Here is a 21831-nt window from a genome sequence, read left to right as displayed (position 1 = left end):
CGTCAGTGAAGCTGTTCGTCGATGGTCAGCAGCACCGGCTCGCTGTCGCCGCTGACCACGGGTACCGGTTCCTCGCGGATACCCTGGTAGTCACCGGGCTGGGGCTTGGCGGCACCCGATGGGCTGATACGGGCCGCGACCACCACCTCATCGGCTCCCGAGATCCGGAACTGGGGCGCCATGGCCAGCCGGTCGTCCAGGCGCAGGTTAAGGGGCAGTTCACCGGCCCGCAGCCGGGCAACCGCCAGGGGCGCGGAGCGCATGTCCGGCGTGCGGGCGTAGACAAACAGCGTGGTGTCCGGTGATATCTCACCGGCAAACGCCTCGTCCAGTTCCACCCTGACGTTCACTCCCCGGTCGGATAGCCCGTCACTGGCTGGCTGCTCCGCCTGCACACGGTCCGGCACATCCATACCGAGCCGCTGGTAGGCGCGACTCACGCCCTCGCGGATGGAGGCAATCTGCGGGTGGTCGGGGGCCACGTCAATGATTGTCTCCCAGTGTTCGATAGCCGCCTCGTAGTCTTCCCGCTCAAAGGAATGGATACCCAGCAGGCCCAGGGTGTTCACCTCATTGGGGTTGAATTCCCGGGCCCGGTCCATGGCGCGGTTCACCTCATCGGTGAGCGCCCCCTGGCTGTCAAAGAACCAGGCCTGGGCCGACAGGCCCCAGGCCGTTGCCCTGGCGTTGTCGTCCGGCACCACTTCCGCCAGGCGTTCGAACGCCCGGGCGGCCTCCGGGTAGCGTTCCATGCGCATGTAGCTGCGGCCCAGCATGGCCCAGCCATCGGGATTATCCGGTTCCTGCTCCAGGCGTTCGGAAAGCTGCCTTGTGAGCTGGTCCATCTGGGCCATGCGGTCGCCCCCGGTAGTTTCCTGGAGCTCTTTCATGGCCTGGTACTGTTCCACCTTGCCCAGGGCGCCCCATTCCCCGTAGAGCAGCACGACACCGGCCGGCAACAGCACCACCGCCAGCACCACCACCGCCCAGGTGCTGCGACGGCGATAATCCATGCGCAGGTCTTCTGCCCGGACTTCCTTCGGGGCGCTGACGTCCTTCGGAGACTGGCCGTCGCCAACGTCATCCAGCATGGCCCCGGCCAGCTCGTCCCGGAGCATGCGGAAATTTTCCTCATCGATGATGCCCTGCTGGTACTCCTCCTCCAGCTCCGTCAGCCGGGTCCGGTAGGCCAGCAGGTTCTGATTACGGATGTCGGCGTTAATACGGCGCCCGGGGCGGCCGAACACCAGTGGATAAAGGATAAACAGGAAGGCCAGGCCGACAAGTACCGCCGTGGTAATCCAGAAGGTTTGGGTCATAGAAACAGTCGTTCAGTTGGGTGCGGAATGGCGTGCGTGTATGGTCATGAATCCCGCCGCAGCAGGTCATCCGCCTGCCGGCGTTCCTCGTCGGTGAGCCCGGGCCCATTGTTAGCACCCTGACGGCCGGAACGTCGCACGATCAGTACGATCACGATCAGGCCTACGGCCACCACGATGGCCGGCAACAGCCACAGTAACGCGGTGCGGGCATCGAAGGCGGGCTTGTAGTGGACGAACTCGCCGAAGCGTTCGATCATGGCATCCACGACCGTCTGTTCATCCGCGCCCTCCTTCACCATGCGATAGACCTCGTTGCGCATGTCCTCGGCGATGGGCGCATCGGAGTCAGCAATGTTCTGGTTCTGGCACTTGGGGCAGCGGAGCTCATTCAGCAACTGCTGGAACTGCTCCTGCTGATCCGACGTCTCCAGCGGGTACATGTCCTGCCCGCCAGCCGACTCACCATCGGACTGAGCCAGGGCCATCGGCGCCATCAGCGCCAGCAACAGCCACGCCAGCAGCGGTTTCATGATCCCTCCTCCTGGTACCGGCGGACAACGGGTTCCAGTTCCTCTTCCCACACCTGGGGATTAACCACCCCCACATGGCGATACCGGACAATACCCTGCTTGTCGATGATGTAGGTTTCCGGAGCACCGTATACCCCGAGGTCAAAACCGAAACGGCCCTGGGGATCGAACAGCGTGAGCTGATAGGGATTGCCCAGGTCCCGCAGCCAGCGCACGGCAGCATCGCGGTTATCCTTGTAGTTCAGACCGATGATGGGAATGCCCTTGTCCTCCGCCAGCCACACAAGGTCCTCGTGTTCATCGCGGCAGGCGGGACACCAGGTGCCCCAGACATTCAGCAACGACACCTGTCCCTGGAACACCGATGGCGTCAGGGTACGGTCCGGGTTCTCCAGGTCCTGCAACTCAAACGCCGGTACCGGCTTGCCAATCAGCGCGGAGTCCAGCTCCTGGGGGTCCTTGCCCAGCCCCGAATAGAGGAAAAGACCAAACGCCACCGCCACCAGTACCGGCAGGAACATCAACGCCCGTTTCATGCGCCGGCCTCCGCTGGCTTGCCCTGGGGCTCCTGCCCCGTGGACGCCTTCCTGCGCTCGGTGGCGGTATCCTTGATGCGGTAACGCTTATCGGAAATCGCCAGGAAGCCACCAATGGCCATCACCAGGGCCCCCAGCCAGGTCCAGCGGACCAGCGGCTTGTACTGCAACCGAACCGCCCAGGCATTGCTGGACACGGGCTCCGCCAGAGCCACAAAGATGTCCCTCAGGAAGCCGCCGTCGATTCCCGCCTCAGTCATCACGTTGCGCTGGACCACGTAGCGGCGCCGTTCCGGATATAGGGTGGCCACCGGCTCGCCATTGCGGCTGATATCGAATCGCGACACCAGGGCCGTAAAGTTGGCCCCTTCCCGTTCGCCAACGGATGCGAACCTGAACTGGTAGTCGCCGACCTCGGCGATATCGCCGGGACTCATGCGGACATTGCGCTCAATGCCGAAATTGTTCACCACGGTGGCACCGGCAATCACCATGGCCAGGCCCAGGTGGCCGAACACCATGCCATAGAAGCTGCGGGACTGGCGGCGCAGCCCGTGCAGGCGACCGTGCCGGGACGACGACTTGGTCCACAGGTCCTGCACCGTGGCCACGGCACACCAGGCGGCGGAGAAGATGCCAAAGAAAGCCCATAAACTGAGATCGCCCCAGAACCCGGTGATGCCGGGGGAATCGTAGGTCCCCATGGACAGCACCACCGCCACCGCAATGGCCAGCCCGCCCATTGAGGGCAGGATCAGCTTGCGGGCCAGGTACTGGTCGTCGGTCTTCTTCCAGCGGGAGAAGATGCCGATACCCAGCAGGATGCCCACCGCCACGGCAATGGGACTGAAGGTCAGGTTGAAGAAAGGCTCGCCGATGGAAATATTACCCAGCTCGAAGTAGTCGGCAATCAGCGGGAAGATGGTGCCCACCAGCACCAGCAGCATGGCGGCCATCAGCAGCACGTTGTTCATCAGCAGGAATACTTCCCGTGACAGGGGACCGAACTTCGCCCGGGTGTGCACCACCGGCGCCCGGAACGCATAGAGAGTCAGGCTGGCAATCACGGTGACTGCCAGCAGACCCAGCAGGAATGCCCCCCGGGTCGGGTCCGACGCAAATGAGTGCACCGAGGTAATCACCCCGGACCGCACCAGGAAGGCCCCCAGCAGGCTCAGGGCGAAGGTGAGGATGGCCAGCAGCACAGTCCAGCTCTTGAACACCCCGCGTTTCTCGGTCACCGCCAGGGAATGCATCAGCGCGGTACCGGAAATCCAGGGCAGCAGGGAGGCGTTCTCCACCGGGTCCCAGAACCACCAGCCGCCCCAGCCCAGTTCGTAGTAGGCCCACCAGCTGCCCAGAGCAATACCAATGGTCAGGAATCCCCAGGCGACGGAGGTCCAGGGCCGGGACCAGCGGGCCCAGGCAGCATCCAGGCGACCGTTGATCAGCGCCGCGATGGCGAAGGCAAAGGCTACCGAGAAGCCCACGTAGCCCATGTACAGCATGGGCGGATGGACGATCAGGCCGAAGTCCTGCAGCAGCGGGTTCAGATCCGCGCCGTCCGCCGGCACATTCGGCAGGATCCGGTCAAACGGGTTGGAGGTCATCAGGATGAACAGCAGGAAACCGATGGCCACCATGCCCATCACCGACAGCACCTGGGACACCATCACCGAAGGCAGCCGGCGGCTGAAGGTGGCCACCGCCAGGGTCCAGCCACTGAGCATCAGGATCCATAGCAGCAGCGAACCCTCGTGGCCACCCCAGACCGCACTGAACTTGTAGTACCAGGGCATCAGGCTGTTGCTGTGGTTGGCCACGTAGGCCACCGAAAAATCGTCCTGCATGAACGCACGGGTGAGAATGCCGAAGGCAATGGCGATGAATACGAACTGCCCCGCCGCCAGGGGTCTGGCAAAAGCCTGCAAGCTGTCCCGGGCGGTCAGCGAGCCATACAGGGGAATCACCGCCAGCAGGACTGAAAGCAACAGCGCGATGATCAGGGTGACTTGTCCAAGTTCCGGAAACATGTCGGTCTCTCTTCAGGCGTTCTTATGGGTGTTGCAGCGGATCAGTACTCGGGCATCTCCCGGCCCTCTTTTTCGGCCCGGGCGGAAGATCGCTCCAGGGCCTTGCTGACCTCGGGCGGCATGTACTGTTCATCGTGCTTGGCAAGGACCTGCTCCGCCACAAAGATCCGGTCCTGATTCAGTTGCCCGGTGGCCACCACGCCCTGCCCCTCACGGAACAGGTCCGGCAGGATGCCTTCATACCTCACCGTCACCGTGGAGCTGTAGTCGGTCACCCGGAACTCCACCTTAAGGCTGTCGGGGTCACGGACCACCGAGCCCTCCTCCACCATGCCACCGGCGCGAATCCTCACATCCACCGGGGCTTCGCCCTCGGAAATCTGGGTCGGGTCATAGAACAGGTTGATGTTCTGGCGGAAGGCGTAGGTGGTCAGGCCAACGGCCACCGATACGCCGGCCAACAGGAACAGGATGATGCTGAGCTTTCGTTTACGTGCAGGATTCATGGCTTGCTGGCTGGCTCATTGTGGGACGTTTGGATTCGCTGGAAGCTGGCTTCGCCTGCCGGGTTTCCGGAGCCTGCCGCACCCTGCGGCGAGGACTGGAACTGCTGCTGGAAACGCTGGGCGCGGACCACCTGACGGCGTTCGAACACAGACAGCCATGCCAGCAATCCGCATAGCAGAAAAAACACACCGTAGCATGTCCAGACATAGAGCCCATGGTCACCCATGGCAATAAAGTCACTGAAGGATTCGAAGGCCATGGCGTCAGGCTCCTCCCGATTTCAGTTGCGACTGGCCAACGGCCTGAACCAGCTCACGCACCCAGCGGGTGCGGTACTCCCGCCGCAGGATTTCCGTCTGCATGCGATAGAAGGCTATCCAGCCAAACAGCAGATAAGTGCCCAGCACCACCATCAGCAGCGGCACCCACATCTCGGGCACCATGGCGGGCTTTTCCGTCAGTTTGAAGGTGGCGGGCTGGTGCAGCGTGTTCCACCACTCCACCGAATACTTGATGATGGGAATGTTCACCACACCGACGATGGATAACACCGCCACCGCCTTCGCGGCCGCCTTCTCGTCCGCATAGGCAAAACCGAGACCGATAATGCCGATGTACAGGAACAGCAGAATCAGCATGGAGGTCAGCCGCGCATCCCAGACCCAGTAGGCGCCCCAGGTCGGTTTGCCCCAGACCGCGCCGGTAAACAGCGCCAGCAGCGTCAGCACCACGCCCACCGGGGCCGCCGCACGCACGAACACATCCGCCAGCTTCATCTTCCAGACCAGGGTAACCACGCCGGCAACCGCGATCATCATGTAGACAGACTGGGCGAGGAACGCCGTGGGCACATGGATATAGATGATGCGATAGCTGTTTTCCTGGTAACGCTCCGCAGGAGCGAACCCCAGCCCCCAGATGATGCCGGCCAGGGTCAGGAGCAGCCCGAAGGCCAGCAGCCAGGGCATGAACCGGCCGGCAATGCCGTAGAACCACTTCGGCGAGCCCAGTTTGTGAAAGAATTGCCACATCGGGTGTATCCCCTGACTCGAAACCTGTTGACGCCCTAGGACGTCGATAAACTGATCTTCAGGGCCGCTGCCGCGGCCAGTGGTGCCAGCATGGCCGCCAGCACCAGCATTGCCGCCATCAATGCGAGGTGCCCGGACACGTCGGCCCCGCTGCCTGCCGCCATTACCGTACCGGTACCGAAGATGAGCACCGGAATATACAGAGGGATCACCAGCAGGGACAAGAGCACGCCCCCGGCCCGCAAACCAACGGTCAAAGCCGCCCCCACCGAGCCGATCAGACTCAGTACGGGTGTGCCGATCAGCAGCGTTAGACACAAAACCGCAACAGAGTTCCCGTCCAGGAACAACATCATCCCCAAAAGCGGTGTCAGCAGCACCAGCGGCAGCCCGGTCACCAGCCAGTGGGCCAGGGTCTTCGCCAGTACCAGCAGGAACAGCGGCTGCGGCTGCAGGGCAATCTGCTCCAGGGTTCCGTCCTCGAAATCGAAGCGGAACAGGTGGTCCAGTGACAGCATGGTGGCCAGCAGCGCACCCACCCAGAGGATGCCGGCGCCGGCCTCACTGAGGAACGACGCCTCGGGGCTCACCCCCAGGGGAAACAGGGCCACCACCATGATAAAGAACAGCAGCGGATTCAGCAGATCCTGCTTCTGACGGATGCTGAGCCGCAGGTCACGACGGATCAGGGCCGCCATGGCCTGCCCCACCCCCGGCGATGACGTCACCGGGTCCTGTACCAGGGCCCCCAGTGGCTGCCGACTACCCACCTGGCACCTCCGTACGGTCATTGGCCGGCGCCCCGGCCCGGTCGCCCTCCGCGGCCTGCCCCAGACGGATCCGGGCCATGTCTTCCAGGGCCGGCTGATGGTGGGTGGTTATGACCACCGCGCCACCATCCCGTACCCGGTCGGCCAGCAGCCGCTCCACGGCGGCCACGGCATCCACATCCAGGGCCGTAAAGGTCTCGTCCAGCAACCACACCGGTTCATCCGCGAACAGCAGGCGCGCCAGCGCGACCCGCCGTTTCTGGCCGGCGGACAGGTGCTCACAGGGCACATGGGTCCAGGGACCGAGCCCGACCTGGGCCAGCGCCTGGGCCAGGGTATCCCGGCTCACGGCCTGCCGCCCCGCCACCAGCGCCTGCAGGTTTTCCATTGGCGTCAGCACTCCCTTGATGCCGGGCCGGTGCCCCAGGTAGAGAACATTGCGGCGCACCGCGTCCCAATGCCGGTGCCGTGGCTGCCCGCACCAGAGGATCTGCCCGCTCCAGTTGTCATTCAGACCGGCCAGTATGCGCAGCAGCGTGGTCTTGCCCGAACCGTTAGGACCCTCGACACGGGTGAGCGTACCCGGCACTATGGAAAAACTCAGGTCACGGAACAGCGTACGACCGTCCCGTTCACATTCCAGACGCTCAGCCTTGAGCAAATGATCAGCCTGTGGCAGCGGCTCAGTCATCAGGGCCCCGGGTTGCCAGGGGGCGGCATCGGCCACCCCGGGAAATACATAAACCGGTATCACCGGTACTTCCGGGAGAATTCCCGAAGCGGGCGCTATTATAACGAAACGGGCCGTTGATTACTCTTGCCTGACATCAAAACGACGAGTCGTGTTGCACAAAACCCATGAAATTACCCGACGGTAACCCGATCAATACCCAGCCCCCCAAACCGCCCGCCGGCAACGCCGGGACGGGGCAGCCCGATCCCCTGCGTCAACTGCAGAGCCTGCAACTGGAAAACCGCCAGGCGGTGGTCGCAAGGGTGGCCGAACTCCTGTCCCAGCGGGGCATGGATCAGGCCATACTGGAAGTACGCGGCCAGAAACTGACGGTCAACCTGCCCGGGGACCGGCCGGAACTGAAGGTGGGGGATCTCCTGCGGCTGATGCGGGAAGGTTCATCGCTAACCCTGCTGGACAAGCTGCCTGCCACAGCGGAAACCCGCCTGGGGCAGGCCCTGATCCGCCACCTGCCCTGGCAGCAACACCTGGACAGCGGCCTGAGCCAGCTACTGGCCACCCTGTCCGCAGGTCTCAGGGCAGCCCCGGGCACCAGCACCCAACCCGGCGCCAGCCAACCCGTACCCACCACCGTCCGGGAGGCCCTGCAGGCCATCGCCAGGCTACTGCCCCGGGCCTCCACAGAAACCACGGGACTGACGTTCCGGCCACTGCCGGCGACATCGTCAATCTCCCAGGCACCCCTTGCCCCCCTCACGAGCCTGGCATCCCCAGGCACGCCGGGACTGGACGCCGAAGGAGTAAAACAATGGCTGATCAACAGCGGCGTGATGACCGAAGCCCGCCTGGCCCGGGGCACCCTGGATGCTGCTCCCACAGACCTGAAGCTGGCCCTGGGGCGGCTGGCCCTGACCCTGCTGCAACACCAGAACCTGGGCAGCGACCAGTTCACCCGTTTCACGCCGCTGCCAAGCCATGAACTGGTGACCTCGCCACTCCAGTTTCCGGCACCGACCACGACGCCCCTGGCTACTGGCGACAGCCGGGAACCGGCCTCCCCCGGTCAGATGCTACGCCTGCTGGCGGGCATGCTGAACCGGATCACGGTCAACCAGCTCCACAGCCAGTTGCTGACCACCCGCAGTGGCGCCGAGGGCGCCCCACAGATCAATACACTGGTCACCGACCTTCCCTGGATGGCTCCCGGTGGAGAGGTGAAGACCGCCCAGTTACGGATCGACTATAACCAGCCGGAGCAGCAGGAAAAACAGGGAAGCCGGCGCGCCGGCGTTGCCGAATGGCGGCTGAACCTGGCCATGGACCTGGACGAGGCCGGCAAGGTGTTCTTCGATATCGCCCTGCGACAGCAGGCCCTGTCCGCCCGGGTCTGGGCAGAACGCCAGGCCACTGCCCGCCAGGTCAACCAGGAACTGGGGGATCTGCGCACCCGGCTGACGGACCTGGGGCTGGAGGTGACGGAACTGGAATGCCGCAGAGGGCAGCCACCCGCGGCGGCCACCCGCCTGGAACACCGGCTGCTGGACACCCGGGCATGAAGGAGGAACAACGATGACGGAACAACGGAGCAGCAGTCGTGACACCGCTGTCGCCCTCAAGTATGACGGCCAGAGGGCTCCCACCGTCGCCGCCAGCGGAATGGACGAGGTGGCGGAGGAGATCATCCGTATTGCCCGGGAACACGAGGTGCCCCTCTACGAGAATGCCGAACTGGCGGGCATACTGGCGCGACTGGATCTGGACGAGGAGATTCCCGAAACCCTCTACCGGGTCATCGCGGAGATACTGGCCTTTGCCTTCCATCTGCAGGGCCGGACGCCGCAGGATGCCGGCCAGGACAAACCGGAATCCCCATGAGGCGGAATGCCCGACAACCGGTTCAGGCCACCCGCTGCTGACGACGGCGCAGCGCGGAAACCAGTTCCGCCTCGGGACGGGAGATACCACAGGTATTCATCAGGTCATCCACATCGGCCCCCAGGTCCACCAGGCGGGAGGCTTCATCATAGGAGACCCGCAGCGGGTCGTTCTGGCGCATTTCATCGAACAGCGAGCGCAGCTCGTGGAGCTGGCGCTCGCAGGCGATCACCCGGTTACCGACACCGGCACTGCCACTGCTGGTGGCGTGTAGTTCACGCACCAGGTTTTCGGTGTTGTCCCGCAACTGCCGGCGTACGCGATCGATCCGGCGGCTGTTAACCAGCCCCTGAACGGCCAGCAGGACAAAGGCAACAAGGGTAAGGGCCCAGGGGGCCAGTTGGGTCCAGTCGGTGGTCATCATCACTCGGTCCTCGGTTGGTGGTGATCACGACCGGGTGGCGATGGACCCCGGACCTGCCACTTGCCGGGGCGACGAGTGGTCAGGCCCTGCAGGTGGTCAGGTCAGAGCGCGGCAATCTCCGCCCACTCGTGATCAGACAGCATCTTGTCGAACTCCACAAGAATGATCAGTTCGCCATTCTTGTTGCACACCCCCTGGATGAACTTGGCGCTTTCCTCGTTCCCCACGTTGGGTGCGGTTTCGATTTCACTGGCCTTCAGGTACACCACCTCTGCCACGGAGTCCACCAGGATACCCATCACCTGGCTTTCGGACTCCATCACCACGATACGGGTGGCGTCCGTGATCTCCGCATCCGCCAGACCGAACCGGCGGCGGGTGTCGATCACCGTGACCACGTTGCCCCGCAGGTTGATGATGCCCAGGACATAATCTGGCGCACCGGGTACCGGAGCAATCTCGGTGTGACGCAGCACTTCCTGGATCTGCATCACATCGATACCGTAGGTCTCGTCATCCAGACGGAAGGTGACGTACTGAAGGACCTTGTCGTTTTGGGCCTGACCCTGTTGTCCGTTATCGGATGCCATAATGCCTTGTCTCCTCGCAGGCCATCCGTCTAACGGGACAGCCTGATGTCAAAAAATCATCGTCAGTGCCCCATACTATAGTCAGGGGCACAAACCGTGCCAGAGTGGATCGGTTTAATTTGGTAACCGCCGGTCCGCGCTTCCGCCGGCCTCCCAGAAGGTATCGGCCAGACCGGGGGTGAACTTGAGGGAAGAATACCCGCCCGTTAAGTATGTATAGTTATGCGACAGCTTTCAAAACACCCGTCAGTCTAGCTCCAGGTGGTGCTCCCGCTCCGCCCGTGCCAGCAATCCGGCCATGGCGCCCACGTCGATCAGGGCACACATGTGCTTGACCACGGTGCCCGACAGCCAGGGCCGCTTGCTGCGGGAGGTGCGCCAGCGCACCTGGTCCGGGTCGAGGGTGAAGGATTCCGCCACTTCGTCACAGGCCAGGGCCCAGTCGCTGTCATCCAGCCGGATCACGAAGCGATAGCCCTCCCGGGCGCCTTCCGGTACCCGCCCGGCCATGATCCACTGCGCCGAGTCCACCACCTTGAGCTTCTGGTCCCGGTCCAGCAGCATCCCCATGTACCAGGGAGGGCGCCCCGGAATCGGCTTGATGCGGTCCTCTATGCGATGGATCGCCCCCAGCATCACCAGCGGCACCGCCAGTTGCAGGCCAGCCACCTTGAAGATCAGGCATTCGAACGGCCGATCGGCCCAGTCGGGATTGGCCTCGGGTTCCGCGGGTGCGGGTGGCTCCTCGGCGGGCACCGCCACCGCTGTCTCGACGGGCACGGCTTCCGCAACGGGGGCCGGGGCAATATCAGGCTCCGGTGTGACCAACGCTGTCTCCGGCTCATCCTCAACCGGCAGATCCGGCGCCACGGCCTCGTCAACCAGGGTGTCGGCCCGGGTTTCGGGTTCCTCCGGCGCTGGTGTCACCGTCTCCTGTTCCTCAACGGTTTCCGTCGCGGTGGCCGTAGCCGTGTGCAGCAGGTCGTCCAGGTAGCTGACCAGTGCCGCGGACGGGTCCGCCAGATCGGTGGAGGATTTCCGGTCAGGCGCCATAGGACCTCCGCGACCGTTTTCCGTCGCCTGTCAGAAATCCGTCAGCGGCAACCAGGTCGGTCAGTTGGAAGCCCATGAGGTGGTCCCCTCCATCAGGTCCTGCAACAGACGCCGGTAGGCCCGCACGCCATGGGTGTCCGCGTCCAGCTTCGACGGTACCCGGCCCGCCTGGCTGGCGTCCCTGAACCGGGTGTCCACCGGGATCATGAAGCGCCAGAGCTCCTCCGGGTAGGTCTTGCGAAGCTGGTTGAGGCTGCTGACCGAGGCCTGGGTACGCTTGTCATACAGTGTGGGCACGATGGTGTAGTCCAGCCGGTTCTTCTGAGAACGCATGATCATCTGCAGGGTGTGGAGCATGCGCTCCAGCCCCTTCAATGCCAGGAATTCCGTCTGCACCGGGACAATCAGGTGCTGTGAGGCCGCCAGTGCATTGACCATCAGCACCCCCAGGGACGGCGTGTTGTCCAGCAGGACATAGTCGAAATCATCCCAGAGCTGGGCCAGGGCCCGGGAGACGATCAGTCCCATGCCCTCGACACCCACCATCTTGCGTTCCAGGGTGGCCAGGGCGGTACTGGCCGGCAACAGGGACAGCCCCTCGCAGCCGGTGTCCGTCACCAGTTGCGCCGGCAGGCCGTCAGGTACCTTGCCCTGGTGCTGGAACAGGTCAAAAACGCTGTGGGGGATGGTGTCCGGGTCATGGCCAAACCAGCTGGTGAGGGACCCGTGGGGGTCCAGGTCCACCAGGAGTACACGGTAACCCTGCTCAGCCAGCAGGCCACCAAGGGTAACCACGGAGGTGGTCTTGCCCACCCCGCCTTTCTGATTCGCTACTGCCCAGATCCGCACAAACAACTCTCCCGTGAATGCCCCTATGGGGCCGTACTTGCCGCCCTGCATATCGGCGGCCCTGACCGGAACTTGAGGAACACACTGCCAGCGCCGGAGCCGGCAAACGATTGCCACCATGGTCCCCTGGTCATCTTCTGCATCAGGGTTATTCAGATATCGTGCCAGCCTGCGTCAGCGGTCCCGGACGGCCCCCCGGATGGCCGCGTCCCGGGAAATCAGCAACACCACCCGGCGGTTACGACGCCGTCCTTCTTCCGTGTCATTGCGGGCCACCGGCTGATAGGCGCCGTAACCCACCGCAGCCATGCGGGACGGGTTCACCTTCTCCGCCGCCAGCATCCGCACCACGGCGGAAGCCCGGGCCGCCGACAGCTCCCAGTTGGAGGGGAAGCGGCCGGTCCGGATGGGCCGGTCATCGGTAAATCCTTCGACCCGGATGGCGTTGTCGGTATCCCGGATAATGTCAGCGATGCTTTCCATTACCGGGAAGGCGTCATAATGGGGTTCCGCGTCGCCACTGCCGAACAACAGGCTGTCCCGCATGCTCAGCTCGATCCACTGGTCGCTGACCTGGAGGTTCACCACCCCCTGGTTCATCAGACTGTCGAATTCCGTGGCAAACTGGTTGGCCATGCTGCGCAGTGCCTCGCTACGCTGCGCCTGCTCCCGGACCGTGGTGGACGGCTCCGGCTCGGGAGCGGGGGCAACCGGGGGAGGAATCACCGACTCTTCCGACGGCAATGCGGCGCCGGGCTCCTCGCCCACTGGCACTGGCTGGATGGATCGCTGGGGGGCATTGAACACACCGGTCAGGGTCTCCGAGAGCACCTTGTACTTGCCCTCGTTCACTGACGATACGGAGTACATCACCACGAAGAAGCCGAACAGAAGGGTGATGAAATCCGCGTAGGAGATCAGCCAGCGTTCCTGGTTATTGGCGGCTTCAGCCCGTCTTGATCGACGCCTCATAGTGATCCCCTATCCGGATGGTGGCCTGCTCAGGACTGTACGAAGCCCCGCAGACGCATCTCGATGGACCGTGGATTTTCTCCTTCCGCAATCGCGATGATGCCATCAATCATCATGTCCTCGTAACGGCTGCGACGGCGGACGATCTCCCGCATCTTGTTGGCCATGGGGAAAAACAGCAGGTTCGCCAGCGCCACTCCGTAGATGGTGGCCACAAAGGCGGTGGCGATGCCGGTTCCCAGGGTGGACGGATCGGTCAGGTTGGTCATCACCTGGATCAGCCCCATCACCGCGCCGATAATACCGATGGTCGGCGAGTAGCCCCCCATCGCCTCGAAGACCTGGGCCGCTTCCAGGTCCCGCTGTTCCCGGGATTCCAGGTCCACCTCCAGCACACCGCGGATGGTTTCAGTTTCGGCACCGTCCACCAGCAGTTGCAGGCCCTTGCGGGCGAAATTCTCCGGCTCTTTCTCCGCCACTGCTTCCAGGCCCAGCAGCCCCTGCTTGCGGGCCTTGACGCTCCAGTCCATGATCTTGCCAATGCCTTCATCCAGTCCGATATAGGGCGGGAAGAAAACCCAGCGGGACTGGCTGAAGGCCCGCCTGAGCAGGCCGGCGGAGGTCTGCAGGATGGTCGCAGCCAGAGTGCCGCCTACCACGATCAGGGCCGCCGGCAGGTTGAACAGCGATGCCAGGGTACCGCCCTCCAGCATGTTGCCGCCCAACAGGGCCGCAAACGCCAGGATGATACCCAGCAGGCTGAGGATATCCATTAACTCACCCCTTCAACCAGGCGCGGTCCGATTTCATCCAGGGGGAGCACTTCGTCACTCAGGCCGGCCTTGGCCACGGCCATGGGCATGCCGTAGATTACCGAGGTTTTTTCATCCTGTGACCAGATCACGGAGCCGGACTGTTTCATCATGCGGCAGCCTTCCTTGCCGTCGGCGCCCATGCCGGTGAGGATGATACCCAGGGTCTTGCCGGGAAAACTGCGCGCCAGGGAGCCAAAGGTGACGTCAACGCTGGGCTTGTAGTTCAGCCGTTCATCCCCGGGAAGGATGCGCACCCGCCCCTGGCCGCCCCGGTTCTCAATCATCATCTGCTTGCCGCCGGGGGCCAGCAGGGCCACGCCGGGGCGCAGCATATCGCCATCCTCCGCCTGCCGGACCTGGATGCGGCACAGCTTGTTGAGGCGCTCGGCAAACGCCGGGGTAAAGCTGCCCGGCATGTGCTGGACCAGCACCAGGGGTGCCGGGAAATTGGCGGGCAAGTCCACCAGCACCTTCTGCAGGGCGATGGGGCCGCCGGTGGAGGTGCCGATGCCCACCACATTGTAATGCCGGCTGGGGGTGCGACGACGGGCGGGCCTGGCCGGCGGCTCGGGCCGGGGCGAACGACTGTCAGGCTGTGACGGGCGGGTGTCCCGGGCCGGGACCGGTCGGTCGGTAGTACCCGGGGACGGCTTTCGGCCAACAGTGGGCGCCGCCGCACCACGCTCCGCCCGGGGCTGGCTCCGTGCCACATCGAGGATGCGCTCCCGCAGGATGCGCTGGAGCTCGGAACCATCCCGGGCGATGTCCTCGAAGTTCTTCGGCAGGAAGTCCACCGCCCCGGCTTCCAGGGCGTCCAGGGTGACCCGGGCCCCTTCGTAGGTGAGAGAGGAGAACATCAGTACCGGCGCCGGGCAGCGCTGCATGATCTCCTTCACCGCGGCAATGCCGTTCATCACCGGCATTTCGTAATCCATGGTGATGACATCGGGGCGCAGCTTTTCCGCCAGTTCCACCCCTTCTTTGCCATTGCTGGCGGCACCCACAACACGGATGTTGCCGGATGCGTTGAGGATTTCCGTCAGTCGCTTGCGGAAGAAACCCGAATCATCAACGACCAGGACAGAAACCGTCATCCATTCCCCCTATCGGTAAAACCCGCCATCAGCCGTAATGTTGCAACAGGCTGGGCACGTCAATTATCAAGGCGATACGACCATCGCCGGTAATGGTGGCACCCGCCATGCCCGGTGTACCCTGCAGGGCACGTCCGAGGGGCTTGATGACCACTTCCTCCTGACCAATCAACTGGTCCACCACGAAGCCCACCTGCTTGGTGCCCATGGCGACAATCACCACATGGGCATTGTCGGGCTCGGCGGAGCCGGTATCGGACGGTACCAGCCAGCGCTTGATATGGAACAGCGGGAACACCTTGTCCCGGACCACGATGCACTCGCGACCGTCGACAATGTTCTTCTTGCTGAGATCCAGATGGAAGATCTCCACCACGTTCACCAGCGGCAGCGCGAAGGATTGCTCGCCCAGCATGATCATCAGCGTTGGCATGATCGCCAGGGTCAGCGGCACCTTGATACGGATCGCGGTGCCCTCGCCCAGTTTCGAGCGCACCTCGATCTGGCCGTTGAGCTGGCTGATCTTGGTCTTGACCACGTCCATGCCCACGCCCCGGCCGGACACATCGGAAATCTGGTCCTTGGTGGAGAAACCGGCGGCGAAGATCAGGTTGTAGCACTCGCTCTCGGTCAGGCGGTCGGCGGCATCCTGGTCGTAGATGCCCTTGTCCACGGCCTTCTGCCGTAGCTTGTCCGGGTCCATGCCGCCGCCATCGTCCTCGATGGACAGCAGGATATGGTCGCCCTCCTGCTCCGCCGACAGGTTGACAGTGCCCTGACGGGGCTTGCCCGCCTTCTCCCGCACATCCGGCGCTTCAATGCCATGGTCCACGGAGTTACGCACCAGGTGCACCAGCGGATCGGCCAGGGCCTCCACCAGGTTCTTGTCCAGGTCCGTGTCCTCGCCGTGCATGACCAGGCGGATTTCCTTTTTCAGGCTCCGGGCCAGGTCCCGTACCACGCGGGGGAAGCGCCCGAACACCTTCTTGATGGGCTGCATCCGGGTGGCCATGACCGCGGACTGCAGGTCGGTGGTGACCACATCGAGGTTGGACACGGCCTTGTGCATCTCACTGTCTTCGCTCTCGTTGCCGAGGCGCTGCAGACGATTACGCACCAGCACCAGCTCGCCCACCATGTTCATGATGTCATCCAGGCGTTTGGTATCCACCCTTACCGAGGTTTCGGCGGGGGCCTGGTTTTCCCGCGCCGGTGATTTGCCGTCGTCGGCCTTGCCTCCGGCCGCCGGTGCCTTGGCCGGCTGTTCCGGTTTCTTCGGTGCGGGTTCGGAGCCTTTCGAGTCGGATTTCCCGGATTCCGGTGGTTTCGGTTCCGCCTTTCCGGCCCCGGATGTCGACGCCGGCTTGTCGCCCCCGGCTTCCTTTGCGGTGGCTGCCGGGCTCTTGCCCTTGCCATGCAGGTCGTCCAGCAGACGCTCGAACTCGTCATCGGTGATCAGGTCACTGTCGCCGGAGGACTTGCCGTCATCACCGGCAGGCCTGTCATCCGCCTTGGCGGTGTCTTCCTCATCCTGATCCGGGTCCTCAACCTCCGACGAGGCCACCTCGCCGGAGAACCGCCCCTTGCCATGGAGCTGGTCCAGCAGTGCCTCGAACTCATCATCGCTGATGTCGTCGCTGTCCTGGCTGCCGGTGTCGGCGGCGCCCTTGTCCGACGAGGACTTGCTGTCGGCCTGCTTGCCGTCGTCGAGGGCATCGAGAAGCTGCTCGAACTCCTCGTCGGTAATATCCCCCGGGTCGCCACCGTCCGGCGCGCCCTGGTTCGAACCTGACATCGCCGGCTTTTCGTCTGCTTTCTTCCCGGACGCCCTTGCCGGTGCCTGCCCCTCGGGCAACGCGTACTCATCCAGGGTATCGATCAGCGACTGGGGCGCGGGGGTAGGCTCGTCACGATTCCGGACCTGGTCAAACATGGAATTGACGTGGTCCAGGGTTTCCAGCACCACATCCATCAGATCCGAGGTCACCGTACGTTTGTGGTTCCGCAGGGTGTCAAACACGTTTTCGGCGGAGTGGCAACAACTGACCAGTGCGTCCAGTTGCAGGAAGCCCGCGCCGCCCTTGACAGTATGGAAGCCACGGAAGATGGCATTGAGCAGATCACTGTCATCCGGGTGCTGCTCCAGGTCCACCAATTGCTCCGAGAGCTGCTCGAGTATCTCGCCAGCCTCGATCAGGAAATCCTGGAGAATCTCTTCATCTGCATCTAATGCCATGCATTCACCTCAATTAAAAGCCGAGACTGGACAGCAGGTCGTCAACGTCGTCCTGTCCGGACACCACGTCAGACCGCTCTGCGGCGCGCATCTGGGGGCCTTCCCCCTTGATGGAGGCTTCCTTTTCCTTCAATTCATGGACGGTTCCGGTGAGCTGGTCCACATGACTTGCCATGACCACCAGGCTCAGCAGGTTCTCTTCCACTTCCTTCACCAGCGAGGTCACCTTCTGGATAACCTGCCCGGTCAGGTCCTGGAAATCCTGGGCCAGCAGGATCTCCGAGAGGTCCGTGTACATTTTTTCGGCATCGTCCGACAGACTCTCGAAGAAGCGGTCTATACGACCGTAGAGCTCGCGGAACTCGGCCGGTGCCATCTCCCGTCGGCGCAGGCGCTGCCAGTCATCACGCAGGGACTTGGCCTCCTCGCACATGGCACTGGCCCGCGGCATGGCCACTTCCACCAGGTCCATGGTCCGGTTGGCCGCGTTGCTGGTCATTTCCACCACGTACTGGAGCCGGTCCGACGCGTCGGTCATCTTCGACAGGGCTTCCTGCTGTTCGGCGTTCTGTGGCTGGATCTGGAAATTGCGGATGGCCTCGTGAAGGCTGCGGGTCAGGCGACCGACTTCCCGGTAAAGGCTCTGGTCCCTTACTTCACTCAGCTCATTGATCAGGGTCATGGCCTTGGCGTAGTCACCGGCATTGACCTGTTTCACCAACTCGTTGGCCTGCTCCTTGAGCTGGCTGGTGATCTCCGGGTCAAGGTTGGGGCCACTGTTTTTATCTTCGCTCATGGGAGCACATCCGGACTGTCGGTTCTGGTTTCAAAGCGTACCCGACGCTTTACTCAATACGCTCGAAGATCTTCTCGATCTTCTCCTTGAGTACGGCGGCCGTGAACGGTTTGACGACGTAGCCGTTAACGCCGGCCTGGGCGGCCGCCACGATCTGGTCACGCTTGGCTTCTGCGGTGACCATCAGGACAGGCAGGTCCTTGATCTGCTCATCGGCGCGAACTTCCTTGAGCAGGTCGAAACCGGACATGCCCGGCATGTTCCAGTCGGTGACCAGAAAGTCATACTTGCCGGAACGAAGCATGGGCAGCGCGGTGTTGCCGTCGTCTGCCTCATCGGTATTGGTAAACCCGAGATCACGCAGCAGGTTCTTGATAATCCGTCGCATTGTGGAGAAGTCGTCCACAATGAGAATCTTCATGTTCTTGTCCAATGGGACCTCCAGTTGGTCGTCGCCGGAATAATGACCTGGGCCTGGCAGTTATGGGCCCGGGCAACGTTTGATCAGGCTGTTCCGCTTCCGCCTGTTTCCGGGCGGTTGGCGTTATTCTAGCAGCCCTGGCGTTGCTTACCGTTTCAATGTGTTATCGCCCAGCAGGGCGTGCTGGATTCCTGTCGCCTCGACGCGCTCTGCATCCGCTCCCGGAATCAGGACGTGCCGGCATCAGACGCCTGCCATTCGGACAGTCGCCCCCGCAACCTCAGAGCGGCCTGGCTATGGATCTGGCTGACCCGGCTCTCACTTACCCCGAGCACGGCGCCGATTTCCTTCAGGTTCAGTTCTTCCTGGTAGTAGAGACTGAGTACCAGCTTCTCACGCTCCGGCAGATCCTCAATGGCCGCCGCCAGGTTCTGGCGGAAGGCGGCGCCTGACACATCATCCAGGGGATTGTCCGAAGCCTCCTGTTCCTGTATCGGCAGCTCCCCGGATTCATTGAGTTCATCCAGGGAAAAAAGTCGACCGGAATTAGTGTCACTGAGGCAGGCGTGGTACTCCGGCAGGGTCATGCCGAGTTCTTCCGCCACTTCGTGATCCTGGGCTTCCCGCCCTTCACGATCCTCCACGGCCTTGATGGCGGCGGACACGCGGCGGGCATTGCGGTGAACTGAGCGTGGCACCCAGTCCCCCTTGCGGATCTCGTCAACGATGGCGCCACGGATACGGATGCCGGCGTAGGTTTCAAAGGAAGCACCACGGTCCGACTGGTATTTCGCGGCGGCTTCCAGCAACCCCACCATACCGGCCTGCATCAGGTCCTCGAGTTGCACGGAATCCGGCAGTCGGGCCATGAGATGCAGGGCGATTTTCTTGACCAGCGGCGCATGCTGCTCCACCAGGTGGTGGGCATCACGCCGGCCGGTCTGATGGTAGATTCCGAGACTTCTGGCCAATGTCATGTATCCGGTTAACCCATACATCAGGATTGGATCAGGCGTTGGTGCTTACCAGGCGCTCCACGAAGAATTCCAGATGCCCCCGGGGGGACGATGGTAGCGGCCAGCTGTCCACCTTCTCGGCCAGGGCCTTGATGGCCAGTGAGGCCTTCGCCCTGGGGTAGGCATCGAGCACCGCCCGCTGCCTCTGGACTGCCTTGCGTACCGCCTCATCGTAAGGAACCATGCCTACATATTGTAGTGCAACATCCAGGAAGCGCTCGGTGACCCGGGTCAGTTTGCCGAACAGGTGTTTGCCTTCCTGCTCGTTACGGACCTGGTTGGCCAGGATGCGGAAGCGGTTAACGCCGTAATCCCGGTTCATCAATTTGATCAGGGCATAGGCATCGGTGATCGAGGTGGGTTCGTCGCAGACCACCAGCAGCAGTTCCTGGGACGCACGCAGGAAGCTGACCACGCTCTCGGAGATACCGGCCGCGGTATCGACAATGAGCACGTCCACCTGATCGCCCAGTTCACTGAAGGCGTTAATCAGGCCAGCGTGCTCCATGGGGGAAAGCTGGGTCATGCGCTGGGTGCCGGAGGACGCGGGAACGATCTTGATACCCCCGGGGCCATTAACCAGCACATCCCGGAGATCACACTCGCCGGCCAGTACGTCGGAAAGGTTTCGACTGGCGGTAATCCCCAGCAGGACGTCAATGTTGGCGAGTCCCAGGTCTGCATCCAGCAGGACGACACGCCGGCCCATCTGCGAGAGGGCAATGCCAAGGTTTACGGAGACGTTGCTCTTACCCACGCCACCCTTGCCACCGGTGACTGCAATAACCTGAACCGGATGTGGTCTGCTCATAGAGGTTCTAGTGTCCCGCCAAGGTTCTTGTCGTTCAGTATTCTGTCATGCCGTGCCTGAAACCACACCGGCCAGCGCCGGGTGAAGGCGGTCAGGCACCTGCCGCCATGGTCTGCTGTTTACGGGCATCACGCAAGCGTTCAACACCCAGGCGAACCAGCGATGCGGCGTTGGCCGGGTGCAGGTCCTGGGGTATCTTCTGGCCATCCGTCACCCAGGCCACCGGCAATGCCGTCTCCAGGGCGAACCCAAGCACTTCGCCCAGGGTCAGGGCCTCATCCAGCTTGGTCATGATACAACCTGCAAGATTCGCCATCTTATAGCAATGCCACATGGATTTCATGATCCGGGGCTGGCTGGTGGCGGGAACCACCAGGTGTGAGCGTACCGGGTGGCGGCTTTGCGCCAGTTCCTGCAACTGCTCCTGGCAGCCGGGGTCGGCGCCGGACAGGCCGGCGGTGTCGATCAGCACCAGGTGGCGCCCCTCCAGCTCATCCAGCACCGCGTCCAGGCTGTGGGTGTCGTCGACGACCCGTACCGGCACATTAAGAATGCGGCCGAACACAAACAGTTGCTCGTGGGCGGCTACCCGGTAGCGGTCGGTGGTGACCAGCGCCAGGGAATCGGCACCATGCTCCAGTACGTACTGTGCCGCAATCTTGCCGATGGTGGTGGTCTTGCCGGAGCCGGTGGGACCCACCAGGGCGTAGATACCTCCCCGGGAAGCCCAGTCGCCACCACCGGTTTTCAGGCCTGCGGCCAGGGTTCTCAGGGAGCGCTTCCAGTTGTCTTCAAGCTTGCCGCGACCACTCTGCCGCGCCAGGCTGGTCGCCAGCTGGGCACTGACACCAAACTCTTCCAGGCGTTCGCCCAGACGTCTGCGTACAGCATCCATAACCTCTTCGGCCGGCTTCTCCGGCGCTGGGCCATGCTGACCACCGGCAGGCACTTTGTCACTGATCATTGCCCGCAGGGAATCCAGCTCACGGCGCATGCCGGTAAGCTCATCGGTCGCGTCCGCCGTAACAGCCGCCGCCGGACCGGCGTCGGATTCCTGACGGGTTTCCGGCACCGGCGGCAGATCATCCATATCCAGTCGGGGCTCTTCCCTGTGGAACCGCTGCTGAGGATCATGGCCGCTACGATGATTGCGAAGCTCACGAATACGGCTGCGGGAGCGGTCAAGTTCTTCCTGCAGACGGCGATGCTGTTCCGCCTGCAGCTCCGCCAGCCGGCCACCACTGGTGGCCTCGGCGGCCACCTCACCCAGTTTCTGGCGCGCCATGTTTTCGTCATAGTCCAGGGCGGTGACAATCTCCACGCCGCCATCAATCCGGCGGCTGGACAGGATCACCGCGTCGTCGCCCATGGATTCACGAACCTGTTTCAGGGCCGTGGACATGGTTGCCGCAAAGAACCGTTTGACTTTCATCTGACTCTACCTCCCAAGTGGGCC

The 21831-nt window shown here is 63.1% G+C and carries 24 protein-coding genes; 2 read left to right on the top strand and 22 right to left on the bottom strand.

What is annotated here, in order from left to right:
* Positions 1–2: 2 nt before the first annotated feature.
* The 9 genes from ccmI to ccmA form a co-directional block, all read right to left on the bottom strand.
* A complete protein-coding gene (gene ccmI / locus ACJO2E_RS13055) occupies positions 3–1319 on the bottom strand; it encodes a c-type cytochrome biogenesis protein CcmI (RefSeq protein WP_406964385.1) in 1317 nt (438 codons plus the stop codon).
* Between the two features lie 44 nt (positions 1320–1363).
* Positions 1364–1852: a cytochrome c-type biogenesis protein gene (locus ACJO2E_RS13050; protein WP_406964383.1), complete on the bottom strand. Its 489-nt coding sequence runs from the start codon at positions 1850–1852 to the stop codon at positions 1364–1366.
* Positions 1849–2388: a DsbE family thiol:disulfide interchange protein gene (locus ACJO2E_RS13045; RefSeq protein ID WP_406964381.1), complete on the bottom strand. Its 540-nt coding sequence runs from the start codon at positions 2386–2388 to the stop codon at positions 1849–1851. Before ACJO2E_RS13045 ends, ACJO2E_RS13050 begins: the two co-directional genes overlap by 4 nt.
* Positions 2385–4421, bottom strand: coding sequence for a heme lyase CcmF/NrfE family subunit (locus ACJO2E_RS13040; protein WP_406964380.1), 2037 nt, complete (start codon positions 4419–4421; stop codon positions 2385–2387). Before ACJO2E_RS13040 ends, ACJO2E_RS13045 begins: the two co-directional genes overlap by 4 nt.
* A gap of 41 nt (positions 4422–4462) precedes the next feature.
* Positions 4463–4927 carry a cytochrome c maturation protein CcmE gene (gene ccmE / locus ACJO2E_RS13035; protein WP_406964379.1) on the bottom strand — a complete coding sequence of 155 codons (465 nt, stop codon included), beginning with the start codon at positions 4925–4927 and terminating at the stop codon, positions 4463–4465.
* A complete protein-coding gene (gene ccmD, locus ACJO2E_RS13030) occupies positions 4924–5187 on the bottom strand; it encodes a heme exporter protein CcmD (protein ID WP_406964377.1) in 264 nt (87 codons plus the stop codon). The genes ccmE and ccmD overlap by 4 nt, the downstream gene beginning before the upstream one ends.
* A gap of 4 nt (positions 5188–5191) precedes the next feature.
* Positions 5192–5959, bottom strand: coding sequence for a heme ABC transporter permease CcmC (gene ccmC / locus ACJO2E_RS13025; RefSeq protein ID WP_406964376.1), 768 nt, complete (start codon positions 5957–5959; stop codon positions 5192–5194).
* Positions 5960–5994: 35 nt separating this feature from the next.
* Complete coding sequence (ccmB, locus tag ACJO2E_RS13020; RefSeq protein WP_406964778.1) at positions 5995–6657, bottom strand: heme exporter protein CcmB; 663 nt, start codon at positions 6655–6657, stop codon at positions 5995–5997.
* Between the two features lie 64 nt (positions 6658–6721).
* The gene (gene ccmA, locus ACJO2E_RS13015) at positions 6722–7420 is read right to left on the bottom strand and encodes a cytochrome c biogenesis heme-transporting ATPase CcmA (RefSeq protein WP_406964777.1); all 699 of its coding nucleotides are present in this window, start codon (positions 7418–7420) and stop codon (positions 6722–6724) included.
* A 167-nt stretch (positions 7421–7587) separates the two neighbouring features.
* Between ccmA and fliK the strand changes: the two genes are divergently transcribed.
* Both fliK and ACJO2E_RS13005 read left to right on the top strand, forming a co-directional pair.
* Positions 7588–8979 carry a flagellar hook-length control protein FliK gene (fliK, locus tag ACJO2E_RS13010; RefSeq protein ID WP_406964374.1) on the top strand — a complete coding sequence of 464 codons (1392 nt, stop codon included), beginning with the start codon at positions 7588–7590 and terminating at the stop codon, positions 8977–8979.
* 13 nt (positions 8980–8992) lie between these two features.
* Positions 8993–9298, top strand: a complete 306-nt coding sequence (locus ACJO2E_RS13005) for an EscU/YscU/HrcU family type III secretion system export apparatus switch protein (RefSeq protein ID WP_406964372.1) — start codon at positions 8993–8995, stop codon at positions 9296–9298.
* A gap of 22 nt (positions 9299–9320) precedes the next feature.
* On the opposite strand, the gene ACJO2E_RS13000 is transcribed toward ACJO2E_RS13005, so the two are convergent.
* The 13 genes from ACJO2E_RS13000 to flhF form a co-directional block, all read right to left on the bottom strand.
* On the bottom strand, positions 9321–9719 hold the full coding sequence (locus ACJO2E_RS13000) for a DUF2802 domain-containing protein (protein ID WP_406964775.1): 399 nt from the start codon (positions 9717–9719) through the stop codon (positions 9321–9323).
* A gap of 104 nt (positions 9720–9823) precedes the next feature.
* Entirely contained in the window at positions 9824–10312 is a 489-nt protein-coding gene (locus ACJO2E_RS12995) for a chemotaxis protein CheW (protein WP_406964370.1), read from the bottom strand.
* Positions 10313–10558: 246 nt separating this feature from the next.
* The gene (locus ACJO2E_RS12990) at positions 10559–11365 is read right to left on the bottom strand and encodes a chemotaxis protein CheW (protein WP_406964368.1); all 807 of its coding nucleotides are present in this window, start codon (positions 11363–11365) and stop codon (positions 10559–10561) included.
* 60 nt (positions 11366–11425) lie between these two features.
* Positions 11426–12214, bottom strand: a complete 789-nt coding sequence (locus ACJO2E_RS12985; protein WP_406964366.1) for a ParA family protein — start codon at positions 12212–12214, stop codon at positions 11426–11428.
* A gap of 174 nt (positions 12215–12388) precedes the next feature.
* Complete coding sequence (motD, locus tag ACJO2E_RS12980; protein WP_406964365.1) at positions 12389–13186, bottom strand: flagellar motor protein MotD; 798 nt, start codon at positions 13184–13186, stop codon at positions 12389–12391.
* Positions 13187–13215: 29 nt separating this feature from the next.
* Positions 13216–13959, bottom strand: coding sequence for a flagellar motor protein (locus ACJO2E_RS12975; RefSeq protein WP_406964364.1), 744 nt, complete (start codon positions 13957–13959; stop codon positions 13216–13218).
* Positions 13959–15095, bottom strand: coding sequence for a protein-glutamate methylesterase/protein-glutamine glutaminase (locus tag ACJO2E_RS12970; protein ID WP_406964362.1), 1137 nt, complete (start codon positions 15093–15095; stop codon positions 13959–13961). Before ACJO2E_RS12970 ends, ACJO2E_RS12975 begins: the two co-directional genes overlap by 1 nt.
* A gap of 28 nt (positions 15096–15123) precedes the next feature.
* Positions 15124–17331, bottom strand: coding sequence for a chemotaxis protein CheW (locus ACJO2E_RS12965; RefSeq protein ID WP_406964360.1), 2208 nt, complete (start codon positions 17329–17331; stop codon positions 15124–15126).
* A gap of 13 nt (positions 17332–17344) precedes the next feature.
* Positions 17345–18127 carry a protein phosphatase CheZ gene (locus ACJO2E_RS12960; RefSeq protein ID WP_406964359.1) on the bottom strand — a complete coding sequence of 261 codons (783 nt, stop codon included), beginning with the start codon at positions 18125–18127 and terminating at the stop codon, positions 17345–17347.
* Between the two features lie 49 nt (positions 18128–18176).
* Positions 18177–18560: a chemotaxis response regulator CheY gene (gene cheY, locus ACJO2E_RS12955; protein WP_406964358.1), complete on the bottom strand. Its 384-nt coding sequence runs from the start codon at positions 18558–18560 to the stop codon at positions 18177–18179.
* A gap of 215 nt (positions 18561–18775) precedes the next feature.
* Entirely contained in the window at positions 18776–19525 is a 750-nt protein-coding gene (locus tag ACJO2E_RS12950) for an RNA polymerase sigma factor FliA (protein WP_406964356.1), read from the bottom strand.
* A 31-nt stretch (positions 19526–19556) separates the two neighbouring features.
* Positions 19557–20375 (bottom strand): MinD/ParA family protein, encoded by an 819-nt coding sequence (locus tag ACJO2E_RS12945; protein WP_406964354.1) that lies wholly within the window; start codon positions 20373–20375, stop codon positions 19557–19559.
* A 91-nt stretch (positions 20376–20466) separates the two neighbouring features.
* Positions 20467–21807, bottom strand: a complete 1341-nt coding sequence (flhF, locus tag ACJO2E_RS12940) for a flagellar biosynthesis GTPase FlhF (protein ID WP_406964352.1) — start codon at positions 21805–21807, stop codon at positions 20467–20469.
* Between the last annotated feature and the right edge of the window lie 24 nt (positions 21808–21831).

Source organism: Marinobacter shunpengi (genome assembly GCF_045449695.1).
GTDB lineage: Bacteria > Pseudomonadota > Gammaproteobacteria > Pseudomonadales > Oleiphilaceae > Marinobacter.
Note: the sequence above shows the minus strand (reverse complement) of the source record. Positions and strands in the feature narration are given on the sequence as shown.

Excerpts from the sequence above, each read along its gene's own strand:
- ccmI (WP_406964385.1), bottom strand. The coding sequence starts at position 1,319 with ATGACCCAAACCTTCTGGATTACCACGGCGGTACTTGTCGGCCTGGCC.
- ACJO2E_RS13050 (WP_406964383.1), bottom strand. The coding sequence starts at position 1,852 with ATGAAACCGCTGCTGGCGTGGCTGTTGCTGGCGCTGATGGCGCCGATG.
- ACJO2E_RS13045 (WP_406964381.1), bottom strand. The coding sequence starts at position 2,388 with ATGAAACGGGCGTTGATGTTCCTGCCGGTACTGGTGGCGGTGGCGTTT.
- ACJO2E_RS13040 (WP_406964380.1), bottom strand. The coding sequence starts at position 4,421 with ATGTTTCCGGAACTTGGACAAGTCACCCTGATCATCGCGCTGTTGCTT.
- ccmE (WP_406964379.1), bottom strand. The coding sequence starts at position 4,927 with ATGAATCCTGCACGTAAACGAAAGCTCAGCATCATCCTGTTCCTGTTG.
- ccmD (WP_406964377.1), bottom strand. The coding sequence starts at position 5,187 with ATGGCCTTCGAATCCTTCAGTGACTTTATTGCCATGGGTGACCATGGG.
- ccmC (WP_406964376.1), bottom strand. The coding sequence starts at position 5,959 with ATGTGGCAATTCTTTCACAAACTGGGCTCGCCGAAGTGGTTCTACGGC.
- ccmB (WP_406964778.1), bottom strand. The coding sequence starts at position 6,657 with ATGGCGGCCCTGATCCGTCGTGACCTGCGGCTCAGCATCCGTCAGAAG.
- ccmA (WP_406964777.1), bottom strand. The coding sequence starts at position 7,420 with ATGACTGAGCCGCTGCCACAGGCTGATCATTTGCTCAAGGCTGAGCGT.
- fliK (WP_406964374.1), top strand. The coding sequence starts at position 7,588 with ATGAAATTACCCGACGGTAACCCGATCAATACCCAGCCCCCCAAACCG.
- ACJO2E_RS13005 (WP_406964372.1), top strand. The coding sequence starts at position 8,993 with ATGACGGAACAACGGAGCAGCAGTCGTGACACCGCTGTCGCCCTCAAG.
- ACJO2E_RS13000 (WP_406964775.1), bottom strand. The coding sequence starts at position 9,719 with ATGACCACCGACTGGACCCAACTGGCCCCCTGGGCCCTTACCCTTGTT.
- ACJO2E_RS12995 (WP_406964370.1), bottom strand. The coding sequence starts at position 10,312 with ATGGCATCCGATAACGGACAACAGGGTCAGGCCCAAAACGACAAGGTC.
- ACJO2E_RS12990 (WP_406964368.1), bottom strand. The coding sequence starts at position 11,365 with ATGGCGCCTGACCGGAAATCCTCCACCGATCTGGCGGACCCGTCCGCG.
- motD (WP_406964365.1), bottom strand. The coding sequence starts at position 13,186 with ATGAGGCGTCGATCAAGACGGGCTGAAGCCGCCAATAACCAGGAACGC.
- ACJO2E_RS12975 (WP_406964364.1), bottom strand. The coding sequence starts at position 13,959 with ATGGATATCCTCAGCCTGCTGGGTATCATCCTGGCGTTTGCGGCCCTG.
- ACJO2E_RS12970 (WP_406964362.1), bottom strand. The coding sequence starts at position 15,095 with ATGACGGTTTCTGTCCTGGTCGTTGATGATTCGGGTTTCTTCCGCAAG.
- ACJO2E_RS12965 (WP_406964360.1), bottom strand. The coding sequence starts at position 17,331 with ATGGCATTAGATGCAGATGAAGAGATTCTCCAGGATTTCCTGATCGAG.
- ACJO2E_RS12960 (WP_406964359.1), bottom strand. The coding sequence starts at position 18,127 with ATGAGCGAAGATAAAAACAGTGGCCCCAACCTTGACCCGGAGATCACC.
- ACJO2E_RS12950 (WP_406964356.1), bottom strand. The coding sequence starts at position 19,525 with ATGACATTGGCCAGAAGTCTCGGAATCTACCATCAGACCGGCCGGCGT.
- ACJO2E_RS12945 (WP_406964354.1), bottom strand. The coding sequence starts at position 20,375 with ATGAGCAGACCACATCCGGTTCAGGTTATTGCAGTCACCGGTGGCAAG.
- flhF (WP_406964352.1), bottom strand. The coding sequence starts at position 21,807 with ATGAAAGTCAAACGGTTCTTTGCGGCAACCATGTCCACGGCCCTGAAA.